The organism is Desulfosarcina cetonica JCM 12296, assembly GCF_001311845.1.
Lineage (GTDB): Bacteria > Desulfobacterota > Desulfobacteria > Desulfobacterales > Desulfosarcinaceae > Desulfosarcina > Desulfosarcina cetonica.
Genome location: NZ_BBCC01000174.1, coordinates 1 through 12,817, shown reverse-complemented (window position 1 = coordinate 12,817; position 12,817 = coordinate 1). Strand labels below are relative to the sequence as shown.

The 12,817-nt window shown below is 54.0% G+C and carries 18 protein-coding genes and 1 pseudogene; 15 read left to right on the top strand and 4 right to left on the bottom strand.

Going from position 1 to position 12,817, the window contains the following annotated elements; translation table 11 throughout:
* Together JCM12296_RS26885 and JCM12296_RS42595 are read left to right on the top strand one after the other, a co-directional pair.
* Positions 1 to 460, top strand: a 460-nt coding sequence (locus JCM12296_RS26885) for an ATP-binding cassette domain-containing protein (protein ID WP_218188306.1), incomplete at its 5' end; no start/stop codon positions are given.
* Positions 439 to 687, top strand: a complete 249-nt coding sequence (locus tag JCM12296_RS42595) for a hypothetical protein (RefSeq protein ID WP_218188305.1) — start codon at positions 439 to 441, stop codon at positions 685 to 687. The genes JCM12296_RS26885 and JCM12296_RS42595, both read left to right, overlap by 22 nt.
* Positions 688 to 850: 163 nt before the next feature.
* On the opposite strand, the gene JCM12296_RS26880 is transcribed toward JCM12296_RS42595, so the two are convergent.
* Positions 851 to 1,216, bottom strand: a complete 366-nt coding sequence (locus JCM12296_RS26880) for a response regulator (protein WP_054699631.1) — start codon at positions 1,214 to 1,216, stop codon at positions 851 to 853.
* Positions 1,217 to 1,405: 189 nt separating this feature from the next.
* Between JCM12296_RS26880 and JCM12296_RS26875 the strand changes: the two genes are divergently transcribed.
* The 8 genes from JCM12296_RS26875 to JCM12296_RS26845 are packed head-to-tail and all read left to right on the top strand — an operon-like array spanning position 1,406 to position 7,846.
* Complete coding sequence (locus JCM12296_RS26875) at positions 1,406 to 2,251, top strand: cache domain-containing protein (RefSeq protein WP_054699628.1); 846 nt, start codon at positions 1,406 to 1,408, stop codon at positions 2,249 to 2,251.
* A complete protein-coding gene (locus tag JCM12296_RS26870; RefSeq protein WP_172684127.1) occupies positions 2,185 to 4,278 on the top strand; it encodes an ATP-binding protein in 2,094 nt (697 codons plus the stop codon). The genes JCM12296_RS26875 and JCM12296_RS26870 overlap by 67 nt, the downstream gene beginning before the upstream one ends.
* Positions 4,275 to 5,369: a response regulator gene (locus JCM12296_RS26865; RefSeq protein ID WP_054699624.1), complete on the top strand. Its 1,095-nt coding sequence runs from the start codon at positions 4,275 to 4,277 to the stop codon at positions 5,367 to 5,369. Before JCM12296_RS26870 ends, JCM12296_RS26865 begins: the two co-directional genes overlap by 4 nt.
* 25 nt (positions 5,370 to 5,394) lie before the next feature.
* Entirely contained in the window at positions 5,395 to 6,060 is a 666-nt protein-coding gene (locus JCM12296_RS26860) for a CheR family methyltransferase (RefSeq protein ID WP_246804930.1), read from the top strand.
* Positions 5,961 to 6,257, top strand: a complete 297-nt coding sequence (locus JCM12296_RS50895) for a CheR family methyltransferase (RefSeq protein WP_422699181.1) — start codon at positions 5,961 to 5,963, stop codon at positions 6,255 to 6,257. The genes JCM12296_RS26860 and JCM12296_RS50895 overlap by 100 nt, the downstream gene beginning before the upstream one ends.
* Positions 6,258 to 6,270: 13 nt before the next feature.
* Complete coding sequence (locus JCM12296_RS26855; RefSeq protein WP_172684126.1) at positions 6,271 to 6,867, top strand: chemotaxis protein CheB; 597 nt, start codon at positions 6,271 to 6,273, stop codon at positions 6,865 to 6,867.
* 32 nt (positions 6,868 to 6,899) lie between these two features.
* On the top strand, positions 6,900 to 7,328 hold the full coding sequence (locus tag JCM12296_RS26850; RefSeq protein ID WP_083456557.1) for a response regulator: 429 nt from the start codon (positions 6,900 to 6,902) through the stop codon (positions 7,326 to 7,328).
* Positions 7,329 to 7,330: 2 nt separating this feature from the next.
* Positions 7,331 to 7,846: a hypothetical protein gene (locus JCM12296_RS26845; RefSeq protein WP_054699620.1), complete on the top strand. Its 516-nt coding sequence runs from the start codon at positions 7,331 to 7,333 to the stop codon at positions 7,844 to 7,846.
* Between the two features lie 70 nt (positions 7,847 to 7,916).
* Here the strand turns inward: JCM12296_RS26845 and JCM12296_RS40345 are convergent, their stop codons facing one another.
* Positions 7,917 to 8,105: a hypothetical protein gene (locus JCM12296_RS40345; protein ID WP_172684125.1), complete on the bottom strand. Its 189-nt coding sequence runs from the start codon at positions 8,103 to 8,105 to the stop codon at positions 7,917 to 7,919.
* On the opposite strand from JCM12296_RS40345, the pseudogene JCM12296_RS49495 reads away from it, so the two are divergent.
* Positions 8,014 to 8,616 (top strand): annotated as a pseudogene (locus JCM12296_RS49495) (PAS domain S-box protein); the annotation flags it as partial. The gene JCM12296_RS40345 and the pseudogene JCM12296_RS49495 sit on opposite strands and share 92 nt — an antisense overlap.
* 98 nt (positions 8,617 to 8,714) lie before the next feature.
* Complete coding sequence (locus tag JCM12296_RS37115) at positions 8,715 to 9,842, top strand: ATP-binding protein (RefSeq protein ID WP_054699616.1); 1,128 nt, start codon at positions 8,715 to 8,717, stop codon at positions 9,840 to 9,842.
* Positions 9,843 to 10,071: 229 nt separating this feature from the next.
* Here the strand turns inward: JCM12296_RS37115 and JCM12296_RS26830 are convergent, their stop codons facing one another.
* Both JCM12296_RS26830 and JCM12296_RS26825 read right to left on the bottom strand, forming a co-directional pair.
* Positions 10,072 to 10,401 carry a type II toxin-antitoxin system HicB family antitoxin gene (locus JCM12296_RS26830; protein ID WP_054699614.1) on the bottom strand — a complete coding sequence of 110 codons (330 nt, stop codon included), beginning with the start codon at positions 10,399 to 10,401 and terminating at the stop codon, positions 10,072 to 10,074.
* 170 nt (positions 10,402 to 10,571) lie between these two features.
* Positions 10,572 to 11,090, bottom strand: a complete 519-nt coding sequence (locus JCM12296_RS26825) for a hypothetical protein (protein WP_054699612.1) — start codon at positions 11,088 to 11,090, stop codon at positions 10,572 to 10,574.
* Positions 11,091 to 11,845: 755 nt separating this feature from the next.
* Between JCM12296_RS26825 and JCM12296_RS26815 the strand changes: the two genes are divergently transcribed.
* The 3 genes from JCM12296_RS26815 (at position 11,846) to JCM12296_RS49490 (ending at position 12,779) form a co-directional block, all read left to right on the top strand.
* On the top strand, positions 11,846 to 12,106 hold the full coding sequence (locus tag JCM12296_RS26815) for a type II toxin-antitoxin system RelB/DinJ family antitoxin (protein ID WP_054699608.1): 261 nt from the start codon (positions 11,846 to 11,848) through the stop codon (positions 12,104 to 12,106).
* Between the two features lie 267 nt (positions 12,107 to 12,373).
* Positions 12,374 to 12,610 (top strand): type II toxin-antitoxin system HicB family antitoxin, encoded by a 237-nt coding sequence (locus JCM12296_RS26810; protein WP_054699606.1) that lies wholly within the window; start codon positions 12,374 to 12,376, stop codon positions 12,608 to 12,610.
* Entirely contained in the window at positions 12,495 to 12,779 is a 285-nt protein-coding gene (locus JCM12296_RS49490; RefSeq protein WP_306304135.1) for a type II toxin-antitoxin system HicA family toxin, read from the top strand. Before JCM12296_RS26810 ends, JCM12296_RS49490 begins: the two co-directional genes overlap by 116 nt.
* Positions 12,780 to 12,817: the final 38 nt, after the last annotated feature.

The window sequence follows — 12,817 nt, the reverse complement described above, 5'->3', positions numbered from 1 at the left end:
CCGCCGGGGATGTCATCGCCGTGGTGGGACCACCGGTGCCGGCAAGAGTCTCCTTCTGGCCGACATCGAATGCCTGGCCCAGGGCGACACCCCCTCCGGCCGCCGGATTCTGATCAACGAACGGCCGCCGGACGAGGTCCAGCGGCTTTCCGGGGAACACCGCCTGGTGGCCCAGCTATCCCAAAACATGAACTTCGTCATGGACCTTTCGGTGCATGAATTTCTCACGCTGCACGCCGAAAGCCGCCTGGTGGAATCCGTCGAGACCGTGGTCGCAGAGATCCTGGCCACCGCCGTCGGCCTGGCCGGCGAACCCTTCGACGGCCACACGCCGGTCACGGCGCTATCCGGCGGGCAATCGCGGGCCCTGATGATCGCCGATGTGGCCTGTCTGAGCGCCTCGCCCATCGTTTTGATCGACGAGATCGAAACGCCGGCGTGGATCGCCGTCAGGCCCTGAACCTGTTGGTGAAGCAGGAAAAGATCGTCCTCATGGCCACCCATGACCCGCTCTTGGCCCTTTCCGGAAGCCGGCGGGTGATCGTCCAAAACGGCGGAATCGCCGGCGTACTGGAAACCTCCGACGAGGAACGGGTTCTTCTCCGGCAGCTCGACGCCATGGATGCCCGGCTGACGACGCTTCGCAACCGCATCCGGCAGGGGAAGCGGTTGTCGGTCGGGCCATAACGTTTATAGAACCGGCAAACATGGCAAAATCCGGGAAAATTCCTCAATACCGGTGGAGAGCGTCAAGAGGAAACGCTTTGATTGGATGGGAAACGGCAAATACAGCTTAAAATGATATCGTTCACAAATAGCAATGGGTATTTCCATCAAACGACTGAGATTCCTATCCCAATAAATTTTCAATCGTTTCCATTAAGAAGCGCCGATCAATCGGCTTGGAGATAAGAGAATCAGCTCCGATGTTCTTTGCTTCGTCGAGATATACCTCCGGTGTCATTACCAAACCACCTGACATGGCAAGCACTTTCGCTTGGTTGTCTATTTCCTTGATGGCTTTGATGGTGGAGAGGCCGTCTTTTTCAGGCATGATGATATCCATTACAACCAAATCCGGGGACTTTGTTTTATACAACGATATGCATTCAGTTCCATTTCTTGCCTCAATCGCCTTCAAGCCTGCCTGTTTCAGCATTTTAGCAAGAATCTTTCTCAATTGTTCATCATCGTCAACAATTAAAACCGTTTTCATGTAACCATCCTGTCTCATCTTCAGTAGCGATTAAAAATGTCTAAATAGAAACACCCCCCTGCCCGATAACCAATATCGGTTGTCATAGAAAACATCTTTACATTTCATATACAAAATAATTGCTTCGGAAAAAGTCACGGATGATGAACGGGTCAAATAAAAATTGGTAATTTCCCGGAGGCCGTTTCGATGAAACTCAAAATCGCAGAAAAGCTGACCGCTTTCTTCCTTTTGGTCGCGATCGTTCCCTTGGCTATTGCCGTTACCGTGGCCTACCGGCAGAGCACAGGAACGGTTCGCGACATCATTCTGGAAAGACTGGCAACGATAGCCGAGGAACGGACCCATTGGATCGAACGGATGGTCGCGGAACGGCGCAGCGACGTGACATCCTTGTCTCAGCGGTCATCCGTCAAGGCAACCTTTATGGATTTCAGCCGCACATTCTCTGCCAACGGCCTGAACTCAGACGCCTACCAGGCGATGGAAAACAAACACGGCCCATTCCTTGGAAGCCTCATCGACAAAGAAAACATGGATGATCTGCTGATCATCAATGATGAAGGTGATGTGATCTTCTCCCTGGCCAAGGAAAAGGATTTAGGAACCAATCTGTTCACGGGACGTTATAAAGACAGCGAGTTGGCACGGGTGTTCGAATCGGCCAAAGTCGACAAGCGGATTGCGCTTTCCGTGATTCGTGTCTACGACGCCTCAAAACGCCCGGCAATGTTTATCGCCGCGCCGGTGAAAGGGCTGGACGGGTGGCTTGGCGTTCTGGCCATCCGGATGTCCATGCAGCAAATCAATGCCGTGGCCGGCGATTATGTCGGCTTGGGAGAAACAGGAGAGACCAGCCTTGTTCAGGCCATGGGCGATGAAACCATCTGGGTCGCGCCAACCCGGCATGACAGCGGCGCAGCGTTTATTCGGAGCCTGCATCGGGAAAGCCGCTCGGCGATTCCGGCTTGGGAGGCCACGCAGGGGAAAACCGGCCGCGGCACTATCCCGACTATCGTGGCATGCCCGTATTAGCGGCCTGGCGGCCCATTCCGGCAATAGGGCTCGGACTGGTCATCAAAATGGACGAGGCCGAAGCACTGGCCCCGATCAATAGGCTCACGATGGGCTTCGTCGTATTGGGGTTGGTTACCTTCCTGGCGGCCCTGACCTTGTCACTCTTGGTTGCCCGCACCATATCACGGCCCATCGCAATCCTGACCCATGCATCCACACGCATTGCCGAAGGCGACCCAACGGTACGCACCGACGTCCACACCGACGATGAGATCGGTATGCTGGCATCGGCCTTCAATGACATGGCCGCCGCCCTGGAACAAAACCATAAGGAATCGGCGGCCACCGTCTGGCTCAAATCCGGCATTGCACGGCTAAACCATGCCATGAGTGGCGATTCACCGTTGGAGGTTCTGTCCTCGGTGGTTATCAAAGAAATCGCCAACACCCTGGATGCCCAGCTCGGCGCATTCTACCTGGCCCAACGTGGTGATCAGCCGGCACTTTCATTGGTGGGGAGTTATGCCTACAAAAAACGGAAAAACCTTTCGAACGTTTTCAAGCCTGGAGAGGGGTTGGTCGGGCAGGCGGCCCTGGAAAAGCAGCAGATCATTATCGGCAACGTGCCCGACGGCTACGTCACGGTCACGTCGGGCCTGGGCGAGCGGGCGCCGCGGTTTATCTGTGTGACGCCGTTTCTTTACGAAGACCAGGTCAAGGGCGTCATCGAGATCGGCACCTTTACCGAGCTGACCGACCTTCAGCTGGACTACCTTGCGCAAGCCATGGACGCCATTGCCATTGCTGTGGAAAGCGCCCAGGGCAGAATGCAACTGACCCGCGCGCTGGAGGAATCCAGGGCGCTATCCGAGAAACTCCAGAGCCAACAGGAAGAACTCCAGGCCAGCAATGAGGAACTCGAGGAGCAGACCCAGCGTCTGACGATGTCCGAGGAACGGCTAAAGGCCCAACAAGAGGCGCTGCAGGCCGCCAATGCGGAACTAGAGGAGAAAAACGAGCTGTTGGAGCACCAGAAGCAGGAAGTCGAACGGGGACGCCGTGAAATCGGAAAAAAGGCTGAGGAACTGGCTCTGGCCAGCAAATACAAGTCCGAATTCCTAGCCAACATGTCCCATGAACTGCGCACCCCGCTTAACAGTCTGCTGCTTCTGGCCCAGGGACTGGCCCGCAACAAGGACGGCAACCTGACCGCCGATCAAGTGCAGTCGGCAGAGATTGTTTACAACAGCGGTAACGACCTGTTGAACCTTATCAACGAGATTCTGGATCTTTCCAAAATAGAGGCCGGCCGCACGGATTTTCATTTCGGAATCGTACGGGTAGGTGAACTGGCGGACGGCCTACGTTCCTTTTTCGGGCAAATTGCCGAGGAGAAGGGCATCAAACTGGATATCAGCATCCGTCCCGAAGCACTGGCCGAGATCACCAGCGACCGCCAGCGGGTGGAGCAGATCCTGCGCAACCTGGTTTCCAACGCCATCAAATTCACGGATCAGGGAGGCGTAACGGTCACTTTCGACCGGCCCGCCCCGGGGACCGACCTCACGCGAAGCAGGCTCGGTGGCCACCCGTGTCTGGCCGTATCGGTCAGGGACACCGGTATTGGAATCTCGCAGGAACAGCAAAAAATCATTTTCGAGGCCTTTCAACAAGCCGATGGCAGCACGGCACGTCGATACGGGGGAACCGGCCTGGGGCTGTCCATATCAAGGGAACTCACGCGACTTTTGGGCGGTGAGATCCAGGTTCAGAGCGAACCGGGTAAAGGCTCCAGCTTCACCCTGTATCTGCCTGCTGCGGCAACCGCCCGGGACGGTAATGCCGGCAGGATGAGAAAACAAGCCGCCAAGCCTTCCTACCCCGGGACACCGGACCCATCGCCGCTTCCCACGCCTCCCCCGCCCTCGCCGCCGATTACAGACGACGCCGCGTCCATTGCCCCGGGTGATCGGGCGGTCCTGGTCGTTGAAGAGACCCGAAATTTAGGCGGATTCTGCTCGATCAATGTCATGCCAGGGGGTTGAAATGCCTGGTCGCGCACAGCGGTGAGATAGGGCTCGAACTGGCGACAAAACACCTGCCCAGTGCCATTATCCTCGACATCCGCCTCCCGGGAATGGATGGCTGGCGCGTCCTGCAAATCCTCAAGGCGGACACCCGCACCCGCCACATTCCCGTCCACGTCGTATCCGTCGAGGAACCCTCCGCCAACGCTATCCGCAGAGGTGCCGTCGGTCACGCGGTCAAACCGCTTTCCGAAGAAGCCCTCGAAGCGGCGTTTCGTCGGCTCGACCAAGCGGCCGCCGGCAATCCCAAGCGAGTGCTGGTGGTTGAAGACGATCCGGAAATCCGCCGTCAGACGACCCAACTCATCGGTAACGGCGAGGTCACCGTGGTCGGAGTCGGCAGGGGTGACGAAGCCATGGCAGCACTCCGTTCCGATCATTACGACTGCATGGTCCTGGATCTTGGCCTGCCGGATATGGACGGCCATACCCTTCTCTCAAGCCTGGAAAAGGAGGGCATGGATATCCCGCCGGTCATCGTCAATACCGCCCGCGAATTGACCCGGGCCGAGGAGGCGACCCTCCGCGAGCATGCCGAGGCCATTGTCATCAAGGACGTCCGCTCCCAGGAACGCTTGTTGGACGAGGTTTCTCTCTTTCTGCACCGTGTCGTGAGCCAGATGCCGGACGATCAACGACGGATCATCCAGGATCTTTATGATACGGACACCCTGTTACAAGGCAGGAAGGTCATGGTGGTTGATGACGACATGCGGACCGCTTTTTCCGTGTCCCGTCTTTTGTCGGATCATGGAATGACACCGTTGAAGGCCGACAACGGGCAACGGGCGCTAAGGCTGCTTGATGAACATCCCGATGTCGCCCTGGTGCTGATGGACATCATGATGCCGGGGATGGACGGTTACGAAACCATGCGCAGAATCCGCGTCCAAAAACGGTTCGAAAAACTGCCGATGATTGCCCTGACAGCCAAGGCCATGCCCGAGGACCGTGAAAAGTGCCTGGCTTCGGGAGCCAACGATTACCTGTCTAAACCGGTCGATGCCCAGCGGCTTATCTCCATGATGCGGGTGTGGCTGCACCGGTGACCGTGCCGGCCTAAGGAACAGGAACATGGAGCCTCAACCCAAGCAGCAATCCGTAATCGAAAATATCGAGATCGACCTCCTGCTCGAGGCCATCTATCGACGTTGGGGGTATGACTTCCGCTCCTATGCCCGGGCGTCCATGGTGCGGCGTATCGGTCAGTTCATGAGCGCCACCGGCTTCACCCAGGCATCCGCGATCATTCCCCAAATCATCCATGACAAGGCACTCTTTTCCAAGTTGGTGGGCTATTTCTCGGTCTCGGTGACCGAGATGTTCCGCGACCCATTCGTCTACCGTGAACTGAGGGAAAAGGTTATTCCTCTGCTCCGGACCTGGCCACATATCAAGATTTGGCATGCCGGATGCGCGACCGGCGAAGAGGTCTACTCCCTGGCAATCCTGCTCAAGGAGGAAGGCATCTATCACCGGGCGACCATCTATGCCACCGATTTCAATGAGGAAGTCCTCGATAAAGCCCGCGAGGCGTGTACGCGGCGGGGACCATGCAGGAGGCAACGCGGAACTACCAGCAGTCGGGCGGCAAGACCTCGTTCGCCGAGTACTATCACGTCCGTTACGACGCCGCCTGCATGGATGACTCGCTACGGAAGAATATCGTTTTCGGCGGCCACAACCTGGCTTCTGACAGTGTTTTCGCTGAAACGCATCTGGTTTTCTGCCGCAATGTGATGATTTATTTCAATCGCGAACTCCAAAACCGGGCCATTGGGCTTTTTTCCGAGAGTTTGGTGCATGGCGGGTTCCTCTGCCTTGGCGCAAAGGAGGACCTCCGTTTCACAGCCGCCGAAAAGCAATATACCATCGTTGACGAGAAGGCGCGGATTTACCGAAAGTCCGGGAACGGGATTATGGACGTTGATGGGTAGCCATGATAGGGTGATGCATAATTCTCCGACCGATATGGCGGAAACAATCGACCGCCTGCGACCAACCGTCTGCCGGGCAGTAGTCATCGGCGGATCGGCCGGCGGTATCGACGAACTGATTGTCATCCTATCGAAACTACCTGAGAATTTCCAGCCTCCGGTGCTCGTGGCTCAGCACCTTCACCCAAGCGACAACGGCGCATTTTCCCGCCATCTGGAGACGAAAACGCAGCTGCCGGTGATCGAGCCCTCGGACAAAACCGTGATCACGCCCAATCGGATATATACGGCGCCAGCCAATTACCACATGCTCGTGGAGGAAGGCGGCAGCATTGCACTTTCCATAGACCCGCGCGTGAGATGGTCGCGGCCGTCCATCGATGTACTGTTTAAAAGTGCGGCGCGCGCATGGGCCGGGGGCCTGACCGCCATCATCCTGTCGGGCACCAATGACGACGGCGCTCAGGGCGTGTGTACCGTCCGAAAGGCCGGAGGGCACACCATTGCCCAGGCACCGTCCAGCGCCGGATCGCCGTTCATGCCCCGAGCAGCCATTGATACCGGCATGGTGGACGTTGTTCTCCCTACGGAGCAATTGCCAGGCATTTGATTGAATCCGGCATCAAGTAGTTGGTGAATGGGATGGATACACGGGGGGCAACCAATTTTGCCACGGTTTTCAGGAACGAGCCGTCAAAGAGAGGCTTCAGCCAAATGAGAGAGAAACAGAAAATCCTGATCGTAGATGACAAAAAAGAAAATCTGATGGCGCTCAAGCAGGTCCTGAAGAAACTTGATGCCGACATCATCGAAGCTTCCAGCGGCAACCAAGCCCTGGCCGCCACCCTGGACCATCGTTTCGCGGTGGCAATCCTGGACGTAATGATGCCGGGGATGGACGGCTATGAACTGGCCGAGTTCCTGCGCGGCGATGACAACACCAGGGTTATCCCCATCATCTTCGTCACGGCATCCTTTGCGACGAACGGCACATCTTCAAAGGCTATGAGGCCGGCGGCATCGATTACATTGTCAAACCGTTCGACGGGAAAGTACTGCTCGGCAAGGTAAAGATGTTCCTGGAATTGGACCGCTACCGCAGGGAACTGCAACGGCATCGTGAACAGCTCGAGATCCAAGTGGAGGAACGGACGGTCGAGCTGAAAGCGCGCGCCAAGGAGATCCATTGCCTTTATCAATTAACAACCCTTCTCACGGAATCGCGAAACACCCTCGAAGGCATGCTGGCGGCAGCCGTGAAGATTATTCCGTCAGGTTGGCGCGATCCCGAGAGTGTCTATTGCCGCATCACCGTCGATGGCCATACCGTCATCACGCCCAATTTCAAGGATACGCCATGGAGACACGCCGCCGACATCGTGCTGACCGAGGGAATCGTCGGCGAGGTGACCGTTGGCTGTCTGGAGGAGAAAAACACTCGCGATGGCGACCCGTTGATCGAGGAAGAACGCCGACTATTGGAGGACATCGCAAGGAAGCTCGGCTTGTGGATGGATGGTGAACGCGCCAAGCTCGCCAAAAGCATCTGGACGCCGTACTCCGTTCCATCCGTGGCGTCAACCGCCTGATTGTCCATGAAAAGCGGAAGGACCACCTTATCCACGAAATCTGCAAGAACCTGATCGCCTCCCGCGGTTTTCAGGGCGCCTGGGTTCTTCTGGCCGACGGGCCTCCAACGGAATCGGCGGTCGCCTGCGGCGGTTTGGCCGATGAGCAAATCCAGCACCTGTCGGCAATGGCCCGGGAAGGCCGCATTCCCACCTGTTGCCGACGGGGGCAGTCTTCCGAGCAGGTGATCATTAGCGATACCACGACAGGCGGCTGCAAGGGGTGTCCTTTAGCAAACACCCATGCGGGAAACGCCGCCATGACCGTGGGGCTGGTCCATAACGACCATCATTACGGCTGGATGAGTGTTTACCTGCCGGTGGCGTTCGCCACCGATCCGCAGGAGATTTCATTATTCATGGAGATTGCCGGCGACATTTCCTTCGCGCTTCACGGCATGGCGGTGGAGGCCCAGCGGAAGAGATCCGAACGAACCCTGATGGCCATCTTCCAGTCGGCCAGTGACGGCATTCTGATGGCCGATGCCGAAACGGGTCGCTTTGTCCTGGGCAACCACGCCATAGGCACCATGCTGGGATGTTCCACGGAAGCGATTAAGGATCTTTCGCTCGAAGACATCCACCCGGCCGAAAGCATGGATCATGTGCGAACGCAATTCGACAGGCAAGTCCGCGGCGAGATCACCCTGGCCGAGGCACTCCCGGTCCAGCGCAGGGACGGAAATGTCTTTTTTGCGGATGTCAGCACGGCTCCTCTCGATCTGGATGGCCATCGCCACCTGCTGGGGATAGTCAGGGACATCACTGGGCGCAAAAAGGCGGAGGAAGAACAGGAAAAACTCCAGTCCCAACTGGCCCAGGCGCAAAAATGGAGTCGGTGGGCCGCCTGGCCGGTGGTGTGGCCCATGACTACAATAACATCCTTAGCGTTATCATCGGTTATTCGGAAATGGCGTTGGACAAGGTGCACCCGGGCGAAGCGTTGTACGAAGATCTCCAAGAAATCCTCTCCGCCGCCATGCGTTCCAAGGACATCACCAGGCAATTGTTGGCCTTTGCCCGCAAGCAGGCCATCACCCCAGAAGTGCTGGACCTGAATGCTTCCGTGGAAGGCATGCTCAAGATTCTGCGACGGCTGATCGGCGAGGATATCCACCTGTCCTGGCTGCCTGGGGACGGCTTGTGGCCCGTCATGATGGATCCGTCCCAGATTGACCAGATCCTGGCCAATCTGTGTGTCAATGCCCGGGACGCCATCGCCAATGTGGGCAACATCTCAATCGAAACGGGGACGGTAACCGTCGATACATCCTACTGCCGTGGACATGCAGAGGCGCGTCCCGGCGATTTCGTGCTGCTGTCCGTCAGTGATGACGGCTGCGGCATGGATCACGAAACCCTGGGCAAAATATTCGAACCGTTCTTCACCACCAAGGGATTGGGGAAAGGCACAGGCCTGGGGCTTTCCACGGTCTATGGCATCGTCAAACAAAACAATGGCTTTATCAATGTTTACAGCGAACCCGGACAAGGCACGGCCTTCAGGATCTACCTACCTCGGCATGAGGGTGAAATTTCTGAAAAACGTCCCACGGACACAACTGAAATCCCCAGGGGGCGGGGGGAAACGGTATTGTTGGTCGAAGACGACGTCTCGTTTTTGAAACTGGCCCGGCAGATGCTTTCCGAGCTCAACTACCATGTCTTGTCAGCCAACGCTCCGGGAGAAGCCCTGCAACTGGCCGAGGACCACGCCCACGAAATTGCCCTGTTGGTCACCGATGTGGTGATGCCGGAAATGAACGGTCGTGAGCTGGCGGAACGGATTCAAATCCTTTGTCCGAAGCTCCGTTGCCTATACATGTCCGGGTATACGGCTGACGCGATCGCCCTCCGGGGCGTTCTGAATCAAGCGTTCGTACTCCTTCAAAAGCCTTTCTCGAAATCAGAACTGGCGATAAAGGTCAAAACTGCGTTGGAAAAGCACTGGAACTGATGCGCCGTCGGATTTGAATCAGTATCGATGTCCGGGATGGGAGGGGCCTTCGGTCGCTACGTTCCTTACGGCCCCTCCCATCCCGACAACCGTTCTGTATCCATTGCAAAGAAATATCCCAACGGAAATGAAAGCTTTTTAACTTAACACCGGGGGGCAAAATTGGATTACAGAGTGGCACCGTCCTGGAGGTCTACTGCACTGCATGGTTGTGTGCAGATCTTCACGGCTATTGGCTCAGTTTGGAACTGGCAATACGGTTAAGACTCACGCCAGCTTCCGCAGCTTGAATGGCCAATTTGCGATGAACATCAGGTGGAATCCTGACCATAAACGTCCCACTGTAGCGCCTGCTGGCAAAGGGTTCAGGTATTGATTCACCATTTTTGCCCATGTCCAATACGACATCAGCCACCAGTTTGCGGATTCCCTTCAAAGCTTTTTCCGGTGTCTCAGCCAACCAACTGAGGCTCGGAAATTCAGCACACAGCCCTACATATTCATTATCATCATCAGACCAAGCTACCCGGTATGTAAATTTGTCATCTTTTTGGCCCATCTTCGACCTCCAGCTTTTCAATAGCCAAAAGCACTTGCCTTACTTGGTATGCCTTGGCTTTTCCTTTATCGTTTTGGATATCTACCCTTGGATCACCTTGCCAAGGAGTTTTATAAATTCGATGGCTGCTTTTCTTCTGACGTGGCTCACCGAAAAAATGGTCGCAGATCCTACACAATTCCATCTCTTTCTTTAACTATTTTCCACCCTTCATTCATTAAGGTTCTTGGTGCTTCTATATATAACAACTCATTTATGTTGATCACAATTCTTTCTCCATCCTCATCTGTAAAACCAGAAAAACTACCTACTATCTCCGGCCCATGCTCTAAATCACTATAAAAATCATGCAACTCTTCAGGGTCAGAGGTGTCAGTTTCAATTGCCTCTTTCCGGTCCTTAAGCAGCATTTTTATGGGACCGCCATAATGCTTTAAATCCTCAATGTACGCAGAAGGTTCCCATAAAATTTGGACCGCTTGAATATGTGCTAAATTTACACCTATTGATTTTCCGTCAATAGTGTCACAATTAAAAAATATTACTCGTCTTTTATTCTCATTGAACAAATCAATATTTCGTTCAAATCTTTCCGATTCTTTCTTTCGAATCTTGACAAAAACTGAATCCTCAATGTTCTTGAAAAAAATCTTTAAATAGAAAGTGTAATTATCATCGATATTTCCCATTATTAACTTTCCTTATGTAGGGAGGTTGGCTCGTATTGCTCCAGCCTTACTTTGTCCGGTACGAGTTTCCTTTGCGGGCTACGTACTTCCGTCAGGTCCTTCCCCATGTGGTGGGCTTTCCCCACCTCGGAGTAATATGCCTGATAAGACACCCCATTGGCTTGTAGAGGACTATCGCAGTCCTCCCACCAGGTGTTGGGACTCAGCATTTCGGAGCTGTAATGGACCATCCTTTTTTGCCTGGAACCTTTGGGGCTTCCCGAGTTCTACAGCGCATCTCTTCCTGCATGCCACGGCCTGTGGACTCCGGCGGACCTCCACATCCTCGCCAAAACGGATGCTTCTGTGTTGCCTTCGGCGCACGTTAAAACCCTCGGCGTCCAGCACTTACAATGAGTAGAAAATATCTCCGCCATGGACCCAAGGCTCGATACGGTGGGTGGCTAACCCTTACAGAAAGCCATTACTGACTTCCTCCCGACAGGGACTTGCACCCTGCAAGATGCGCCGAGCTTTGCTCGGCGCGATAACGCCAAACTAAGGGGCCGGGAACAAGTATTACCAAACGCTCAAAATACCCCAAGTTATAATGAAATTGTGATCGTCCAAGGTGCCACCGTTTTTCCCGATCCCACTTTAGTGACAGTTTCGCTTTAATACACTGATATTGTAACTAAAATTAAGCATATTGATTTTTGCCCAGTTTGTTGTATATTCAATGTAATGCAATCGTAAACACAAAGCAGGAGAAGGTCATGGCAAAAACAGCAATAATTCAAACCCGCGTCGATCCGACAGTAAAGCATAACGCTCAAATAATATTGAAAAAACTAAACATTTCGATGTCAGAAGCTATTTCCATGTACCTGTCGCAGATCACATTGCATAATGGGATCCCATTTGAAATAAAACTGCCCAACGATGTTACGGCCAAAACGCTAAAGGAATCTGAAAAGGGAAACGATCTTCATACAGTTGATTCCGTTGATGCTTTGTTTCAGGAGTTGGATAGTTGAAAATACATTATACGACTCAATTCAAGAAGGACTACAAACGGATCAAGAAACCAACTATGCGGACTAACAATGATGGAATACATGCAAGCACAGTGCTTTTTTAAAATACCGCCGTCCGCCTGGTCCTGTGTGAAAGCTGTTGTTATGAGGCCCTTCATATTTTATAATACCTAAGTACAATGACAATTATTACAAGCTGGGGTCACATTGGCATTGTGAAATAAAACATTTTTATCCATTTTTTAGATGGGTTAGGAATTTGTAAAAATGATCAACTACACAGCCAAATACACAAAGATCGATTCAGGGTACATGGGCCAATTAGTGGAATGGCCCGAGGTCCTCACCGAAGGAAAAGACCTTGAAGAATGCCGAGCCATGCTTCGGGATGCTCTCAATGAGATGGTGCTTGCTTACCGCCAAACTGGCAGGGAAATGCCGAACGGAAACGCTCTTATTGAGCAACTGGCCATTGAGGTTCAGCATGTCGGTCAAACGGCGTGATCTCATCCGACACATGGAACAGCATGGTTTTTACCTCCTAAGAGAAGGTGCAAAGCATGCCATATATACAAATGGAACCAAAGTCATTCCTGTAAAACGCCATAGGCAACTCGATAGAATTACCGCAAATGAACTCTGCAAACAAGCCGGAATAAAACCCAATTTCTAAGCAGCCCTCCAAATATTGGGGTTACATCAACCTTCTGT

Excerpts from the sequence above, each read along its gene's own strand:
- JCM12296_RS26880 (WP_054699631.1), bottom strand. The coding sequence starts at position 1,216 with ATGAAAACGGTTTTAATTGTTGACGATGATGAACAATTGAGAAAGATT.
- JCM12296_RS26875 (WP_054699628.1), top strand. The coding sequence starts at position 1,406 with ATGAAACTCAAAATCGCAGAAAAGCTGACCGCTTTCTTCCTTTTGGTC.
- JCM12296_RS26860 (WP_246804930.1), top strand. The coding sequence starts at position 5,395 with ATGGAGCCTCAACCCAAGCAGCAATCCGTAATCGAAAATATCGAGATC.
- JCM12296_RS50895 (WP_422699181.1), top strand. The coding sequence starts at position 5,961 with ATGGATGACTCGCTACGGAAGAATATCGTTTTCGGCGGCCACAACCTG.
- JCM12296_RS26855 (WP_172684126.1), top strand. The coding sequence starts at position 6,271 with ATGCATAATTCTCCGACCGATATGGCGGAAACAATCGACCGCCTGCGA.
- JCM12296_RS26850 (WP_083456557.1), top strand. The coding sequence starts at position 6,900 with ATGGATACACGGGGGGCAACCAATTTTGCCACGGTTTTCAGGAACGAG.
- JCM12296_RS26845 (WP_054699620.1), top strand. The coding sequence starts at position 7,331 with ATGTTCCTGGAATTGGACCGCTACCGCAGGGAACTGCAACGGCATCGT.
- JCM12296_RS37115 (WP_054699616.1), top strand. The coding sequence starts at position 8,715 with ATGGAGTCGGTGGGCCGCCTGGCCGGTGGTGTGGCCCATGACTACAAT.
- JCM12296_RS26830 (WP_054699614.1), bottom strand. The coding sequence starts at position 10,401 with ATGGGCCAAAAAGATGACAAATTTACATACCGGGTAGCTTGGTCTGAT.
- JCM12296_RS26825 (WP_054699612.1), bottom strand. The coding sequence starts at position 11,090 with ATGGGAAATATCGATGATAATTACACTTTCTATTTAAAGATTTTTTTC.
- JCM12296_RS26815 (WP_054699608.1), top strand. The coding sequence starts at position 11,846 with ATGGCAAAAACAGCAATAATTCAAACCCGCGTCGATCCGACAGTAAAG.
- JCM12296_RS26810 (WP_054699606.1), top strand. The coding sequence starts at position 12,374 with ATGATCAACTACACAGCCAAATACACAAAGATCGATTCAGGGTACATG.
- JCM12296_RS49490 (WP_306304135.1), top strand. The coding sequence starts at position 12,495 with ATGCTCTCAATGAGATGGTGCTTGCTTACCGCCAAACTGGCAGGGAAA.